Raw genomic sequence first — 14,724 nt, 5'->3', positions numbered from 1 at the left:
GCTCGGGAGAGCCAGCGAGAGAGCCACGGCATGTCTGAATTTCTGCAATTCCTGTTTTCAGGGCTGACGGTGGGCGCGGTCTACGCGCTGGTCGCCCTTGGCTTTACGATCATCTATAACGCATCGGATGTGGTGAATTTCGCGCAAGGCGAATTCGTCATGCTGGGCGGTATGATTACATGGTTTTCCCATGCCGCCGGGCTGCCCCTGCCGCTGGCGGCGCTGGTTGCCATCATTGCCACCGCCGCGCTGGGGGTCGCGATCAACAAGCTGGCGATCGGGCCGGCCCGGGGGGCCCCGGTCGTTTCGCTGATCATCATCACCATCGGCGCCTCGGTCTTTCTGCAAGGCGCGGCGCAGCTTGTCTTTGACAAGCAGATCCACAGTTTTCCGGCCTTTTCGGGGGATACGCCGCTGCGCTTTGGCGGCGCGACGATCCAGCCGCAAAGCCTGTGGGTGATCGGGGGCGCGCTGGTTGTATTCGTCGGCTTGTGGCTGTTCTTTACCCGCACCTTGCTGGGGCGCGCGGTGCTGGCGACCTCGAACAACCGGCTGGCGGCGCAACTGGTCGGGATCAACACCAGCTTTGTCATGACCCTGTCCTTTGCCCTGTCGGCGGGGATCGGGGCGCTGGCCGGGGTCCTTGCGACGCCGATCACGCTGACCGCCTATAACGTCGGTATCGGCTTTGCGCTCAAGGGTTTTGCCGGGGCGATGCTGGGCGGGATGGGCAACCCCAAGGGCGCGCTGGCGGGCGGGTTCCTGATCGGTCTGATCGAGGCGCTGACGGCGGGCTATCTGTCCTCGACCTACAAAGAGGCGGCGGCCTTTGTCGTCATCCTGCTGGTCCTGTTCTTTATGCCGCAGGGCCTGTTCGGCCGCAGATCTACGGAGCGGGTGTGATGCCAAAGCTGACCGTGAAATCCGCCACGCTGCTGGTGCTTGCCGTATTGATCGCGGTGACGCCCTTTTTCTTTCCCTCGGGCTATTACTACCGGGTCGGGGCGCTGATCTTTGTCAACGGGCTTGCGGTGACGGGTATCGTGATCCTGACCGGCTATGCCGGACAGATCAGCCTGGGCCATGCCGGGTTTGCCGGTATCGGCGGCTATGCCTGTGCCCTTGCGCCCGAATATCTGGGCCTGCACCCCGCGCTTGCCATGGTGCTGGGGGCCGCGGTCTCGGCTGTGCTGGCCTATCTGGTCGGTCGTCCGATTCTGCGACTCAAGGGGTATTACCTTGCCGTTGCCACCCTGGGCTTTGGCATCCTTGTGTCCATGGTCCTGAACAATGAACGCGACCTGACCGGCGGCCCCGATGGCATCGCCGTCCCCGAGCTGGGGCTAAGGGGCGTGCTCAAGGACTGGGGGCTGAACCTTTCGAACGGGCAGTTCTGGTATTTCTTCTGCGGTATAGTACTGCTTCTTGGCGCATGGATCGCGCTGAACCTTTATCAAAGTCCGACCGGGCGGGCGCTGCGTGCGCTTCATGGCTCCGAGGTTGCATCGGGCACCGTCGGTATCGATGTCGCGCGGGTCAAGTTGCAGGCCTTTGTCATTTCGGCGGTCTATGCCTCGGTCGCGGGTTCACTGGTCGCTTTGCAAAACAAGTTCATCACCCCCGATGTCGCGGGCTTCATGCATTCGATCGAGATGGTGACCATGGCTGTCCTGGGCGGCGCGGGTTCAGTTCTTGGCGCGGTCTTTGGCGCGGGAATCCTGACGCTTTTGCCGCAGGCGCTGACGGTGCTGGCCGAATATGAACAGCTTGTTCTGGGCCTTGTGATGATGCTGGTGATGATCTTTCTGCGCGAAGGGCTTTTGCCCTCGATCCTGCGCAGACTGAGGGGGAGGGGCGAATGACGCTGCTGTCAGTCGAAGGGCTCGGCATCGCTTTTGGCGGCATCAAGGCCGTCCATGATGTCAGCTTTCGGGTCGAGCCGGGGGAGATCGTCTCGGTCATCGGGCCGAATGGCGCGGGCAAGACCACGCTGTTCAACATGATTTCGGGCGTCTATCAGCCCGGCGCTGGCCGCGTGTTGCTTGAGGGCGAGGATGTGACCGGCATGGCGCCGTTTCGCCTTGCCCAGCGGGGCATGTCGCGCACCTTTCAGAACCTTCAGATCTTTCAGAACATGACGGTGCTGGAAAACGCCATTGCGGGTTTTCATCTGCAAGAGCGCGGAACGGTGCTGGCCGATCTGTTCAACCTGCCGTCATCGCGCCGTCGGGCCCGGCAGGCCGAGGCAGGCGCGCGCGAGCTGCTGGCTCGTGTCGGGCTGGAACGTGCGGCGGACCGCGAGGCGGCAAGCCTTTCTTACGGTTCGCTCAAGCGGCTTGAGATCGCGCGGGCGTTGGCAATGCGGCCACGGGTTCTGCTGCTTGATGAGCCGGCGGCGGGCTGCAACGCGGTCGAGACCGAAGAGATCGACCATCTGATCGCCGAGGTCGCGGCCTCGGGCGTCGCCATCCTGCTGGTCGAACATGACATGAAGATGGTCATGCGCATCTCGAACCACATCGTCGTGCTGGACCATGGCGAAAAGATCGCCGAGGGCGCGCCCGCCGAGGTCAGCCGCAACCCGGCGGTGATCGCCGCCTATCTGGGAACCGAGGAGGCTGCCGATGCTGACGGTTGAGGGTTTGCGTTCGCGCTATGGCCGCATCGAGGTCCTGCACGGCATCGACCTGCATGTCGATTCGGGCGAGATCGTCACCGTGGTTGGTGCCAATGGTGCTGGCAAAACCACGCTTTTGCGCTGCCTGTCCGGTGTACAGCCGGTCTCGGCCGGTACGATCACCTTTCGGGGAGAGCCGCTGACCACAGTGCCGGCCTTTCGCCGATTGGCGCGCGGACTGGCCCAGTCGCCCGAGGGGCGGCAGATATTTACCAATCTGACGGTTGAGGAAAACCTGCGCCTTGGTGCGTTCCTTTACAACGATGAACGGGTTGAACGGGATATGGAGGATGCCTTCCAGATGTTCCCGATCCTTAAGGAAAAGCGCAACCTTGCTGCCGGGGGGCTGTCGGGCGGTCAGCAGCAGATGCTGGCAATGGCGCGGGCGCTGATGGGCCGACCCTCTTGCCTGCTGCTGGACGAGCCGTCGATGGGGCTTGCGCCGATCATCGTGCAGCAGATCTTTGACGTGGTGCGCGGGCTGAAATCTTTGGGCGTGACCGTGCTGCTTGTCGAACAGAACGCCTTTGGTGCGCTTAGGATTGCGGATCGGGGTTATGTGATGGAAACCGGGCGCGTCACCATGCAGGGACCGGCCGGAGAGCTGATTGCCGATCCGCGCATCCGTGAAGCCTATCTGGGGATTTGAAGTCATGACCGTAACCATCGCCCGCCAGGGTGAAATCGCCGTCGTCACCGTGGATAACCCGCCCGTCAATGCGTTGAGCCAGGCTTTGCGTCAGGGATTGTGGGACGCGGTCGGCACGCTTGACGCTGATCCGGAGGTGCGGGCGGTGGTGCTGATCTGTGCGGGTCGCACCTTTATCGCCGGCGCGGATGTGACCGAATTCGGCAAACCACCGCAGCCGCCGCATCTGCCCGACCTGGTGGACCGGATCGAGGGAGCCGCCAAGCCTTGGGTTGCGGCGATCCACGGCTCGGCCCTTGGCGGCGGGTTCGAGGTGGCGATGGGCTGCCGTTTCCGGGTCGCGCTGCCTGACGCCTCGGTCGGTCTGCCTGAGGTGACGCTGGGCATCGTGCCCGGGGCCTCGGGCACGGTTCGCACACCGCGCCTTGCCGGGGCCGAGCTTGCCGTCGAACTGGTCACCTCGGGCCGCCCGATGCGCGCGCAAAAGGCGGCCGTTTCCGGTTTGATTGATGCGGTGGTCACAGGCGATCTGCTTGACGGCGCTGTCGGCTTTGCGCGCGAGGCCCTGACGCGCCCCCTGCCTGCACCGGTCTCGGCCCGTCCGGTTGCCGCGGCTGATGCGGCATTCTGGGCGGAAAAGGAAAAATCGGTCACCAAGGCGGCCAAGGGTGCCGCCGCGCCGCTGCGGGCGCTTGACTGTCTGCGCAAAGCTGTCGAAGCTCCGTTTCCCGAGGCCATGGCGTATGAACGCGCGACTTTTCTAGAGCTGCGCGGTTCAGATCAGGCGGCCGCCCTGCGCCATGTCTTTTTCGCCGAACGTACTGCCCCACGTCCGGCCGCTCTGCGTGCGGTTGATCCCTTGCCCCTGCGCCGCGCTGCGGTGATCGGCGGTGGTACCATGGGCGCGGGCATTGCCGCCGCCCTGCGCGAGGCCGGATTGCCGGTCGTTCTGGTCGAGCGTGACGATGATGCGGTGGCCCGCGGCATCGCCAATCTTCGCGGTATCTTTGACGGTGCGGTACGGCGCGGCAGGCTTGGCACCGCGCAGGCCGAAGAGCTTGTGTCTGGCGTTACCGCCACCACCGATTATGCTGCATTGGCCGATGTCGATCTGGTGATCGAGGCGGTGTTCGAGGAAATCGGCGTCAAGCAGGCTGTCTTTGAACAGCTGGGCCGGGTCTGCCGGGCGGATGCGGTTCTGGCAACGAATACCTCTTACCTTGACCCGCGCAAGATTGCGGCGGGGGTGCCGGGACCCGAGCGTTTCATCGGGCTGCATTTCTTCAGCCCCGCCAATGTGATGAAACTGCTTGAGATCGTGCCCGTGCCCGAAACCTCTGAGCAGGTGCTTGCCACCGGCTTTGCCCTTGCCCGGCTGTTGAAAAAGATCCCCGTCCGGGCCGGGATCTGCGAAGGTTTCATCGGTAACCGCATCCTTAAACGCTATCGCGCGGCGGCCGAGGCGCTGGTGCGTCAAGGCGTCGCCATTGCCGAGATTGACGCCGCCATGCGCGCATATGGTTTCGCCATGGGACCATTCGAGGCGCAGGATCTGGGCGGGCTCGACATCGCCTACCTGCAGCGCGAGGGTGCCCGCGCGGCGGGACAGGATGTGCCCGAGACGCTGGGCGATATTCTGGTGCGCGCCGGGCGCAAAGGGCAAAAGACCGGTGGTGGTTGGTACGATTACGTACCGGGCGATCGCAAGCCGCAGCCCTCGTCAACGGTGACCGAGCTGCTGGCCGGTCAGATCGCCCCCGTCGCAACGATGGAACGTAATGCGATTGCCGCGCATCTGGTTGCCGAAATGGCGGCCGAGGGGCAGGCGATCCTGACGGAAGGGATTGCGCAATTGCCGGCGGATATAGATCTGGTCGAAATCCATGGTTACGGGTTTCCGCGTTGGCGTGGCGGGCCGATGTTCGCAACCGGCATTCGCGGCTGAACAGCGCATCCCCGTCCTTTTGGGGGCAGGGGCCGGCTGACCGGCCCCTTTTTTGCGGTCTAAAGCTGACCCAGATTCCAAAACAGCGTCTCGCCCGAGCTGTCATCGGTGCCGTCGTTATCCGTCACCACCCAGGCGTTGCCCTTGGCGTCGAAGGCCAGACCTTCGACTTTGTCCAGCACATAGCCATTGGTCAGGGCCAACATCTCGGGGATAAGGTCGCGGACCTCTTCCTTGGCGACCGTGGGCAGTGTCCCTTCCAGGGCTGCGGGGTGCAGATCGGCCAGCGCGACACGGAAGATCTTTTTCACCACCGCCTTGTCGCCGATCAGGTTGTCACGTTCGATGACATAGGCGTGCTCGTCCCGAACCGCGATTTCGGACAGGCCCATCCAGCCCTGACCTTTGGGCTCAAGCGGGTAGTGCACCGCACCCCATTCCCTGGTCTCAAGGTCATAGGCCAGCAGCTTGACCTTGCCCTCCGGGTCGTCGCTCCATTCGCGCTGCATGGCCAGCCACAGCGTATTGCCGACCTTTGCGATACCCTCGGCGCCAAAGCGGGTCTGATGGGGCAGCAGCTCTTCGGGCAGGGCGATTTCCTCGGTGATCTCGCCCTTTGCATTCACATGCAGGATGGCATGGGGGACCAGTTTTTTCGCATCCCCTTCGTTCGCCAGCCAGAAACCGTCCTCACCATCCGAGGTCAGCCCCTCGATATCAAGCTTTTGCGCCGGAGCGCCGCCGCGGGTGATGATCGTCTGGGTGACGATCCGCGCCGGTTTCGCGGTAATGTCGATTTCATAGATCGACGGCATGGCCGCATAAACGCTGTCCGAGGCGGCAAACAACCGGTCCTCGCGGCCCGGGGCCGCAGCAAGTGCCCCAAGCGCCCCCCAGCCGATCAAAGGTTCGGTCCCGGCCGAGGTCAGCACAGGATAGGCCGGCTCATCGGCGCTGCGTTCATAGATCATCACATGCGCACGCGCCGCACCATCTTCGCCCAGATCGGCCTCATTGGCGGTTACAAACAGGTTGCGCGCAGGGATGGCAACGGCCCCTTCGGGCGAGATGCCCGAGGGTAAAAGCTGGGTCAGCTTGGGTGCGGCGGGGTCGGTCAGGTCATAGACCGCAACGACCGAGGCGCGTTCGGACAATACGAACAACAAGGGCGTGTCGCCAAAGCGGGCGAACTCGACACTTTCGATTTCGACGCCTTTGGATTTCGAACGTTTCTCGGGGTAGTGGCCGATTTCGGCGATGGCATGTTCCAGCGCAGCGCCGGATTCATAGACCACCGTGCCATCCTTGTTCCAGATGGTGAAGCCGCGTGAGCCGCCTTTCCAGTCGCCCTCATTGGCGGTGACGAAATGATCGGCGTCGATCCATTTCGCTCCGTCGGGTTCACGACGGACCGGTTCGGTCTTTTCGCTAAAGCTCAGCCGCCCGTCCGTCCTGGTATCGACATTCTCAAGCACGACCTCGCCCGCCGAAAAATGCTGCGCAATCGTGTCATCGGCCCCGATGACAGCGATGTGGTTGTTTTCCTGCAACGTTACCACAATTTCGCCCGCTTCGTTGATGTCGACGAACTCGGGCTCGGGGTCCTCGGGGGCGATGTCCGCAAGGCCGGTCAGGTCGATTTTTTGCAGCCTGGCGCAATCGGGGCTGCCGTCTGCCAAGGGTAGTTTCACCAGATAACCGGCAGGCATCTGGGGCAGGCCGCCTTCGCCCAGATCCTCGTCCCGCTCATTTTCGATGGCGACGGCAAGAAAGCTGCCATCCGGCGCGACAGCAACTGAATCGGGCTGGCCGCCCAGATCGCAAGAGGCGATCTCGGTCGCGCTTTTCAGATCGATCACCGCCAGCCGGCCCGAGGGGTTGGCGCGGCTTTCCGAGGTGTTCACCCCGACGACCGCACGGCTGCCGATGATATGGGCGGTAGTAGGCTCTCCGTTCAGCGCCACATTGCCCAGGGGTTTGGGTTGGCGTGGGTCGGTAATGTCGATCAGCCCGACCACGCTCAAGGGGCTGTCGGTATAGATCAGCGTCATGCCATCGGCAGAGGCCGAGATGATCTCGGCCGAAGAGGTGCGAGCCTTATCCTCACCCTCGGCCATATTGGCGGTGACGGGGAAAGATGCGACGCGGTTGAAGCTGTCTGACAGGGCAGGGCCTGCAAGAAGGGCGAGTGTCGAGACAGCAGAAAGCAGACGGGTTGCGGTCATGGCGATTCCTGAAGTTGCGCGATCATGCGCAAACTAGGGTCGCCGCATGACGATCAGGTAACGCCTTGCCGACAGTTCCGTGGCAAACCGCGCCCCTGTGCCGGGGGACGGTCCTGCTTTGCAAAAGGCCCCGTTCCACGTGGGAACAGGGCAGAATTCAGTCTGTAATCAATGTCTATGGAAATATAAATCCGCAGTCAAAAAAGGTGACAGGGAACTGGTTAACCTACTAGCGCGCGAATCTGTATCATTCGCACAGGTGCGGGTATGTGCGTTTGCGCACAATCAGCGCGAAAACGAACATCGCATCTTTCGTCCGCAAGGCTGAGTGACATATCTCAGCGGTTGCTGGCCAGGACGCAAAGCAGTTCAAAAAGCATGGTCGCACCTGTCAGTGCGGTGATGCCGCCCTGATCGAAGGGGGGCGAGACTTCGACTACATCGGCGCCAACGATATTCAGCCCGGCAAGGCCGCGGACCATGGCCTGTGCTTCACGCGTGGTCAGGCCGCCGATCTCGGGCGTGCCGGTGCCGGGGGCCATCGAAGGGTCGATGCTGTCGATGTCAAAGGTCACATAGGTCGGCGCATCGCCCATCAGGTCACGTACCTCGGCCATGACATCCCCGGGGCCGCGGCGGTCGCATTCCTCGATATAGATGATGCGGATGCCCTGATCCTTGGCCCATTGGTGTTCGTCCGCCGAATAGACCGAGCCGCGAATGCCGATTTGCACGACCCTCCGGGGGTCCAGCACGCCCTCTTCGATGGCGCGGCGAAAGGGGGTGCCGTGGGTATAGGGATTGTCGCCGAAATAGCTGTCGTTGGTGTCGGAATGGGCGTCGAACTGTACCAGCCCCAATGGTCCGGGTTCGGGCTGCGCCTTATGGATCGCGCGCAGTATCGGCAATGTAGTCAGGTGATCGCCACCGACGCTGAGGGGCAGGGCGCCTGCGGCGCAGACACCGGCGATGCCCGCCTCAATCTGTTCCAGCGCCGCCATCAGGTCGATGGGCTGCACGACCAGATCGCCCAGATCTGCCACCGCCAGCCGCTCATAAGGGGCTACTCCGGTGACGTGATGCACCTTACGCATCAGGCTGGACTGGTTGCGCACCTCGCGCGGGCCATGACGGGCGCCGGGGCGATTGGTGGTACCGCCATCCCAAGGGATGCCGATCAGGGCAACATCCAACCCCTCGGCGCTGGTCAAGGCCGGCAGACGCATAAAGGTCGCATGTCCCGCAAAACGCGGCACCAAAGCGGCATCGACAGGTTCATGCAACTGCTTTGGCATCAGCGCCTCATAATCCGATGGCTATGAGCGGCATCATGGACGGTGCTGGCGTTGATTCGCAAATACCTTGTCCTGCGGCCGGAAGCGGGAGCGGTTCAGATCGTGAATTTGTCGAGCGACTGTCCTGAGTTCAAAGCCTCAATGATCCAGCGCGGTTTGCGGCCGCGACCGCTCCAGGTCAGCTCGGGGTTCTCGGGGTGACGATAGCGTGGAATGCTGACAGACTTTTCCTGCGCTGCCTGCACCAGTTCGCCCAGCGAAAAGCCGAAATCTTTGGCGATCTGTTCGACCCTGGTGCGGGCCTCGGCCTTGCGGCGGGAGTCATATTGATCAATCGCCCGGTCAACGTCCTTAAGCAATTGCCTGAGCTCGTTCAACGACATGGTATTTAGGTCGAGATCAGCCATTATCAGCCCCCTTGATGTGACAAGCTTGTGGTGGTTAGTATATGACGTGGCTTTAACTGCCCGGAAACACGACATAATTGGTTTTGACGTGCAGTTATCTCATTGTCAATTAAGGAAAGCGGATATCGAATTCACCTTTTGTACAATTTTTCCGGTATGGCAGTGAGGTTTCATATTAGTAATTTGCGGCAATATCATCGGCACCGGTCCTGTACCGATTTTACAGTGATGGCTCGACTCTGGTGGCGTAAGTCGCGATAAATTCCGGCCGGGTCGGCTTCGGGATCGGGGCTGCCCCATTCGCGCAACCATGAGGGACAGACCATGCCTTTCCGTCCGATGCCGCAAACGCGCCGTGCGCTGAGCACTGCCCTTTGCCTTCTGACCCTGATCGCCGCCCCCCTGGCGCCGCAGAAGGGCCTGGCCGACAGTTCGGCCTTCACGCTTGACGAACGCGGCGTCCTGACCGCCGCTCCGGTGCTTGAGAAGGTGACGCCGGCGGTGGTCAATATCGCTGTTCGCTCGGAAACCGCTGTGGCGGTGAGCCCGCTCTACAACGACCCGTTCTTTCGCCGCTTTTTCAACCTGCCGCCCGAGACGATGCGCCGTCAGCGCATGAGCGCGGGCTCTGGTGTCATCGTCGATGCAGCCCAGGGCTATGTGCTGACCAACCACCATGTCATCGCGGACGGAATTGAGATCACCGTCACACTGAAGGACGGCCGCACCCTGAAGGCCGAGTTGATCGGCAGCGACCCTGCGACGGACATCGCGCTGTTGCAGGTCAAGGCCGGGGATCTGACCGCGGTCGAGATTGCCGATTCGAATGCGGTAAAGGTTGGCGACTATGTCATGGCGATCGGTAACCCATTCGGACTGGGCCAGACTGTGACCTCGGGCATGGTCAGCGCGCTTGGCCGCACCGGGATCAGCCGCGACGGATATGAGGATTTCATCCAGACCGATGCCTCGATCAACCCCGGCAACTCGGGCGGGGCGCTGGTTGACAGCAAGGGTCGGCTTATCGGTGTGAATACCGCGATCCTTGCCCCGGCGGGCGGCAATATCGGCATCGGTTTTGCCATTCCCGCCGATATGGCCATGGCGATCATGAAGCAGCTTCTGGAGCATGGAGAGGTGCGTCGCGGCCTGCTGGGGGTCACCGTACAGGATCTGACCCCGGATCTGGCCTCGGCCCTTGGGGTCGAGGATGTGATCCAGAGCGGCGCAGTCATCGCCAGCGTCGAGCCCGGCTCGGCCGCTGATGCGGCGGGCTTGCAGGCGGGGGACGTGGTGCGGGCGGTCGATGGCGCGGCTTTGCGCAACGGCGCGGATTTCCGCAACCATATCGGGCTGCTCTCGGTTGGGGACAACATGACCCTGACCGTTTTGCGCGACGGCGAAGAGCTTGAGCTGACCGCAACCATCCGCGACGGGGCCGAGGCGGCCAGCGCCTTGCTGGAGGGCACGCCGCTTGCCGGTCTGCAATTGCGTGAACGCCGGCTTGAGGGCGGGCCGGGTGCGCTTGAGATCGAAAGTGTCACTCCCGGCAGTGCGGCTGAACAACGCGGTTTCCGTCCGGGCGATATGATCCTGGCAATCAACCGCCGCCCGGTGCCTACGCTTGAGGCGCTGACCGAGGTGCTGGGCGCTGGTCGCCTGCCGCTGGTGGTCGAACTGGTCCGCGACGGGCGCCGGATGCTGACCATCCTGGAGGGATAAACGCCCTTTGGCCCGGCTGCATCTATGGCAGTCTGCGCTATTGCGTGCCGGGCCAATCCCTTTATGACTGGCGCGGGGGATCAGCCGGGGGAGGGCTGCCGGATGCGGATGCGCGACACCGTCATCAAGCCGATGCACCGCGAGGGCATCCGTTTTGTCGCGACATTTGCTGTGGCAACGCTGATGCTCTTTCTGCTGTGGAGGCCGCTTGGCTGGGTCGGCGTCGGGTTGACCATCTGGTGCTATTACTTCTTTCGCGATCCTGAACGGGTGCCGCCCGTGCGCCCCGGACTGGTGGTCAGCCCGGCAGACGGCATCGTTTCGCTGATCGAACCTGCGGTGCCTCCGCCAGAACTGGGGATGGCCGCGACGCCTTTAACCCGTGTCAGTGTGTTCATGAGCGTTTTTAACTGCCATGTGAACCGCACGCCGGCAGAGGGCGAGGTGCTGACTGTTGCCTATCGTCCGGGCAGGTTCTTCAACGCTTCGCTCGACAAGGCCAGCGCCGATAATGAACGAAACAGCCTGCGTCTGCGCCTGACTGACGGGCGCGAACTGGCGGTGGTGCAGATCGCGGGCCTCGTGGCGCGGCGCATCGTCTGTTTTGTCAAGCCCGGGGACCGGTTGCAGCGGGGCGAGCGTTTCGGCCTGATCCGCTTTGGTTCGCGGCTGGATGTCTATCTTCCGCCGGGCGTCGTGCCGCTGGTCCAGATCGGCCAGACCATGATCGCGGGGGAGACGGTCATCGCCAGGCTCGACGCCTTTGGTGAGGGAGGGGGTGCATGACCGAACAGCCCTCTGGCCCGCAGGCCGAATTCTCGTTGTTTCAGCTTTTACCGAATGTGCTGACCATCGCGGCGGTCGGCGCGGGGCTGACGGCCATCCGATTGGGCGTGCAGGGCGAATACACCTTGGCCGTTCTGCTGATCTTTGCGGCGGGCATTCTTGATGGCATCGACGGACGCATCGCCCGGCTGCTGGGCACCGCCAGCAAGATGGGGGCCGAGCTGGATTCGTTGGCCGATTTTCTGAATTTCGGCGTCGCGCCGCCGCTCTTGCTGTATTTCTGGGCCTTGCAGGATTTTCGCAGCCTGGGCTGGATCTGCGTGCTGCTGTTTGCCGTCTGCTGCGTGATCCGGCTGGCACGGTTCAACGTCTCGACCAAAACCGAAGAGACACAGGGCAGCAGCGCCTATTTTCAGGGCGTGCCCTCGCCTGCCGGGGCGCTGCTCGTCATGCTGCCCATGTATCTGTCGTTTGCCTTTGCCGACCGGCCCGTGCTGCCACCTTTGCTGATCTGCCTTTACATGATTGCGATCGGCCTTTTGCTGATCAGCCGCATCCCCACATGGTCTTTCAAGACAACCCGGATTTCGCGTGAGAACGTCAAGTTTTTTCTTGTCGGCGTGGCCTTTGTCGGTGCGGCGCTGCTGACCTTTGCATGGGAAACGCTGATCGCGATCTGCCTTGGCTACATCGCCATTGTCATCTGGGCCTGGATCGACTGCGAACATCCGTCAAACCGATAAGGAACGCCTATGGATATCGAAGCCGTCCAAACCTCATATTCCCGCTGGGCCCCGGTCTATGACCGTACCTTTGGTGCCGTAACCAATATCGGGCGGCGGCGTGCGGTCGAATATATCAACAGCCGTGGTGGGACCGTGCTTGAGGTCGGCGTCGGCACCGGGCTGTCCCTGCCGCATTACAACCGTGACATGCGGGTGACCGGCATCGACTTTAGTCAGGACATGCTCGACAAGGCCATCGCCAAGGTGCAGCAGCAGGGTCTGACTCAGGTCGAAGAACTGCGGCAGATGGATGCGCGCAAGCTGGATTTTCCCGACAACCATTTCGACACCGTGACGGCCATGCATGTCCTGTCCGTTGTTCCTGAGCCCGAGCGCGTGATGGCCGAGATTGCGCGGGTCTGCAAACCCGGCGGCCAGGTCGTCATCACCAATCACTTTGCCCGCGAAGATGGCACTCTGGCGCGGCTTGAACGGCTGTTTGCACCCTTGGCCAATACGATTGGCTGGCACTCGGATTTCCGTATCGAGACGGTGCTGGGAGAGGAGTGCCTGACCCTGGAAGAGCGCCGTACCCTGCCGCCTCTGGGGATGATGACCTTTCTGGTGCTGGGCAAGCGTCTGGCCTAGGCGGGCGTCTTGCGGGCTGTGGGTATGACGGCGAAAGAGGATATCTTTGACCGGCTTGGCCGTTCGGCGTTTCGCAGCCGCTTTCGCCTTGGTCAGAAAGAGCGCGCCTATGCCGAGGCCAAGGGCCGCGACACCATCGCCGCCCATGCCCGCGATTTCATCGCCGCAAGGCTTGCGCCCGCCCATCCGCGCAATGATGGCCGCCAGACGCCGATGCGCGGTCATCCGGTCTTTGTCGCCCAACATGCGACCGCCTGCTGCTGCCGCTCATGTCTCGAGAAATGGCATCTCATTCCCCCCGGCCGGGCTCTTAGCCCCGACGAGCAGGCGCAGATCGTTGACTTGCTGATGTGCTGGATCGACCGCCAGATGACGGTCGATCCTCGCTCGCATTCGTAAGGGCCCGCTTAGGGCTTGGCCCCGTTCATGACGGTCTTTTGCCGGGTCTGCGAATTCAGGATCCACAGTGCCAGGGCAAAGCCGGTGATCCCCCCGGCCAGTTTGCCCAAAAGCAGGGGCAGGATGATCGTCGGCTGGAAATTCGCCGAGAACGCCAGATGGTCACCGAACATGAAGGCCCCGCAGACCGCGAATGAGATGACCAGCACCTTGTCGCGCGGCGGCATTTCCTTGATCAGCCGGAACATCGCCAGCACATTGGCCGAGGCTGCCAGCAGGCCCGCCGTTCCCGCCGATGACAGGCCAAGCCGTGCGCCAGCCCATTGCATGGGCTTTTGCAGGAAATGGTTCAGCATCCAGACCATCGGGAATGCGCCGCTTAGCATGATGCCGATATAGCCCGCGATTTCCAGCGCGCGGAACTGATCCTCGGCATCGGCGATGATCGGGGCAAAGCCCCAATGGCCGAACAGCCAGGTAAAGACGCTGGTGAAATACTCAACGATGGAAAACACCAGAACCATTGTGATTGCTGCATACATAAGCCGGCCAAAATCCAGAAACAGCCGGATCATCAAAGCTGGAAACAGCTTCAGCCCCGCCGCCAGTACCCCGCAAAAGACGATAAGCGGCGCAATATTGGCCAAGACCTGCCCGGTCCCCAACGCAAGCTGATAACTGGCCGGGCCGGTCGCCTCGATCTCGGGGCGGATGGCGACCTGCATCAGCTCCAGCGCAAGGCATGAGGTCAGCACCCCGACCGGGATCGACAAGAGCCCGCACATGATGCCGACGGCCATGTATTGGTGATCCTCTTTGTCGAGCATCGCCAGCCCGACCGGGATCGTGAAGATGATCGTTGCCCCGGCCATAAAGCCGGTGATCGAGGCCATGATCCAGCCCTCGGGTGATTGGGCAAGCGCCTTGGCCAGCTGATAGCCGCCCATGTCCACCGCGATAAGCGAGGTGGCAGCCATGGCCGGATCAGCGTTGACGGACTGAAAGACCGGTCCGATCACCGCATCCACAAAGGCCGACAGATAGGGGATCGAGGCCATGATCCCCGCGACCGGAATAAAGATGTGGCCGATGGCGTGCAGCCCGGCGCTGAATTCCCGTCCAAGCGGGCTTTCGCTGTCGATGATCGAGGCGATTGCCCCGATCACGGCCGACGCCATGATGATGTAGATGACGAATGTCCCGATATGGGCCATGTTTCCTTTCCCCTCCCTTTGGGAATGGGCGG

The 14,724-nt window shown here is 62.4% G+C and carries 14 protein-coding genes; 10 read left to right on the top strand and 4 right to left on the bottom strand.

Annotated features, from left to right (window positions below; genetic code table 11):
* Nucleotides 1-30: 30 nt before the first annotated feature.
* Genes M511_RS04305 through M511_RS04285 form a run of 5 tightly spaced genes read left to right on the top strand, consistent with a single transcriptional unit; the run spans nucleotide 31 to nucleotide 5,271 of the window.
* The gene (locus M511_RS04305) at nucleotides 31-903 is read left to right on the top strand and encodes a branched-chain amino acid ABC transporter permease (protein ID WP_010393960.1); all 873 of its coding nucleotides are present in this window, start codon (nucleotides 31-33) and stop codon (nucleotides 901-903) included.
* A complete protein-coding gene (locus M511_RS04300) occupies nucleotides 903-1,862 on the top strand; it encodes a branched-chain amino acid ABC transporter permease (RefSeq protein ID WP_085501450.1) in 960 nt (319 codons plus the stop codon). The genes M511_RS04305 and M511_RS04300 overlap by 1 nt, the downstream gene beginning before the upstream one ends.
* Nucleotides 1,859-2,638, top strand: a complete 780-nt coding sequence (locus tag M511_RS04295) for an ABC transporter ATP-binding protein (RefSeq protein ID WP_010393957.1) — start codon at nucleotides 1,859-1,861, stop codon at nucleotides 2,636-2,638. Before M511_RS04300 ends, M511_RS04295 begins: the two co-directional genes overlap by 4 nt.
* Entirely contained in the window at nucleotides 2,625-3,326 is a 702-nt protein-coding gene (locus M511_RS04290) for an ABC transporter ATP-binding protein (protein WP_010393955.1), read from the top strand. Before M511_RS04295 ends, M511_RS04290 begins: the two co-directional genes overlap by 14 nt.
* A gap of 4 nt (nucleotides 3,327-3,330) precedes the next feature.
* Nucleotides 3,331-5,271: a 3-hydroxyacyl-CoA dehydrogenase NAD-binding domain-containing protein gene (locus tag M511_RS04285; RefSeq protein ID WP_085501506.1), complete on the top strand. Its 1,941-nt coding sequence runs from the start codon at nucleotides 3,331-3,333 to the stop codon at nucleotides 5,269-5,271.
* Between the two features lie 59 nt (nucleotides 5,272-5,330).
* On the opposite strand, the gene M511_RS04280 is transcribed toward M511_RS04285, so the two are convergent.
* From M511_RS04280 to M511_RS04270, 3 genes are all read right to left on the bottom strand, one after another.
* Nucleotides 5,331-7,496, bottom strand: coding sequence for an esterase-like activity of phytase family protein (locus tag M511_RS04280; protein ID WP_085501449.1), 2,166 nt, complete (start codon nucleotides 7,494-7,496; stop codon nucleotides 5,331-5,333).
* A gap of 338 nt (nucleotides 7,497-7,834) precedes the next feature.
* Entirely contained in the window at nucleotides 7,835-8,791 is a 957-nt protein-coding gene (gene speB / locus M511_RS04275) for an agmatinase (protein ID WP_029371573.1), read from the bottom strand.
* A 95-nt stretch (nucleotides 8,792-8,886) separates the two neighbouring features.
* The gene (locus tag M511_RS04270; protein WP_010393946.1) at nucleotides 8,887-9,198 is read right to left on the bottom strand and encodes an H-NS histone family protein; all 312 of its coding nucleotides are present in this window, start codon (nucleotides 9,196-9,198) and stop codon (nucleotides 8,887-8,889) included.
* A gap of 324 nt (nucleotides 9,199-9,522) precedes the next feature.
* Here M511_RS04270 and M511_RS04265 point away from each other — a divergent pair, with 324 nt between their 5' ends.
* The 5 genes from M511_RS04265 (at nucleotide 9,523) to M511_RS04245 (ending at nucleotide 13,478) form a co-directional block, all read left to right on the top strand.
* A complete protein-coding gene (locus M511_RS04265) occupies nucleotides 9,523-10,920 on the top strand; it encodes a DegQ family serine endoprotease (RefSeq protein WP_010393944.1) in 1,398 nt (465 codons plus the stop codon).
* 102 nt (nucleotides 10,921-11,022) lie between these two features.
* The gene (locus M511_RS04260) at nucleotides 11,023-11,706 is read left to right on the top strand and encodes a phosphatidylserine decarboxylase (RefSeq protein ID WP_085501448.1); all 684 of its coding nucleotides are present in this window, start codon (nucleotides 11,023-11,025) and stop codon (nucleotides 11,704-11,706) included.
* Nucleotides 11,703-12,449 carry a CDP-diacylglycerol--serine O-phosphatidyltransferase gene (pssA, locus tag M511_RS04255; RefSeq protein ID WP_085501447.1) on the top strand — a complete coding sequence of 249 codons (747 nt, stop codon included), beginning with the start codon at nucleotides 11,703-11,705 and terminating at the stop codon, nucleotides 12,447-12,449. The genes M511_RS04260 and pssA overlap by 4 nt, the downstream gene beginning before the upstream one ends.
* A gap of 9 nt (nucleotides 12,450-12,458) precedes the next feature.
* Nucleotides 12,459-13,079 (top strand): class I SAM-dependent methyltransferase, encoded by a 621-nt coding sequence (locus M511_RS04250; protein ID WP_085501446.1) that lies wholly within the window; start codon nucleotides 12,459-12,461, stop codon nucleotides 13,077-13,079.
* Nucleotides 13,080-13,103: 24 nt separating this feature from the next.
* Nucleotides 13,104-13,478 carry a DUF4186 domain-containing protein gene (locus M511_RS04245; protein ID WP_085501445.1) on the top strand — a complete coding sequence of 125 codons (375 nt, stop codon included), beginning with the start codon at nucleotides 13,104-13,106 and terminating at the stop codon, nucleotides 13,476-13,478.
* 8 nt (nucleotides 13,479-13,486) lie between these two features.
* Here M511_RS04245 and eutH read toward each other — a convergent pair whose 3' ends face one another.
* A complete protein-coding gene (gene eutH, locus M511_RS04240) occupies nucleotides 13,487-14,692 on the bottom strand; it encodes an ethanolamine utilization protein EutH (protein WP_085501444.1) in 1,206 nt (401 codons plus the stop codon).
* Nucleotides 14,693-14,724: the final 32 nt, after the last annotated feature.

Source organism: Paracoccus sp. J56 (assembly GCF_019633685.1).
In the GTDB taxonomy this organism is placed as follows: Bacteria; Pseudomonadota; Alphaproteobacteria; order Rhodobacterales; family Rhodobacteraceae; genus Paracoccus; species Paracoccus kondratievae.
The sequence above is the reverse complement of the archived record's forward strand: the minus strand, read 5'-3'. Positions and strand labels throughout refer to the sequence as shown.

Bases quoted from the DNA above. Each gene is read 5' to 3' on its own strand.
- speB (WP_029371573.1), bottom strand. From the start codon at position 8,791: ATGCCAAAGCAGTTGCATGAACCTGTCGATGCCGCTTTGGTGCCGCGT.
- M511_RS04290 (WP_010393955.1), top strand. From the start codon at position 2,625: ATGCTGACGGTTGAGGGTTTGCGTTCGCGCTATGGCCGCATCGAGGTC.
- M511_RS04305 (WP_010393960.1), top strand. From the start codon at position 31: ATGTCTGAATTTCTGCAATTCCTGTTTTCAGGGCTGACGGTGGGCGCG.
- M511_RS04295 (WP_010393957.1), top strand. From the start codon at position 1,859: ATGACGCTGCTGTCAGTCGAAGGGCTCGGCATCGCTTTTGGCGGCATC.
- M511_RS04250 (WP_085501446.1), top strand. From the start codon at position 12,459: ATGGATATCGAAGCCGTCCAAACCTCATATTCCCGCTGGGCCCCGGTC.
- M511_RS04270 (WP_010393946.1), bottom strand. From the start codon at position 9,198: ATGGCTGATCTCGACCTAAATACCATGTCGTTGAACGAGCTCAGGCAA.
- pssA (WP_085501447.1), top strand. From the start codon at position 11,703: ATGACCGAACAGCCCTCTGGCCCGCAGGCCGAATTCTCGTTGTTTCAG.
- M511_RS04285 (WP_085501506.1), top strand. From the start codon at position 3,331: ATGACCGTAACCATCGCCCGCCAGGGTGAAATCGCCGTCGTCACCGTG.
- M511_RS04265 (WP_010393944.1), top strand. From the start codon at position 9,523: ATGCCTTTCCGTCCGATGCCGCAAACGCGCCGTGCGCTGAGCACTGCC.
- M511_RS04280 (WP_085501449.1), bottom strand. From the start codon at position 7,496: ATGACCGCAACCCGTCTGCTTTCTGCTGTCTCGACACTCGCCCTTCTT.
- M511_RS04245 (WP_085501445.1), top strand. From the start codon at position 13,104: ATGACGGCGAAAGAGGATATCTTTGACCGGCTTGGCCGTTCGGCGTTT.
- M511_RS04260 (WP_085501448.1), top strand. From the start codon at position 11,023: ATGCGGATGCGCGACACCGTCATCAAGCCGATGCACCGCGAGGGCATC.
- eutH (WP_085501444.1), bottom strand. From the start codon at position 14,692: ATGGCCCATATCGGGACATTCGTCATCTACATCATCATGGCGTCGGCC.
- M511_RS04300 (WP_085501450.1), top strand. From the start codon at position 903: ATGCCAAAGCTGACCGTGAAATCCGCCACGCTGCTGGTGCTTGCCGTA.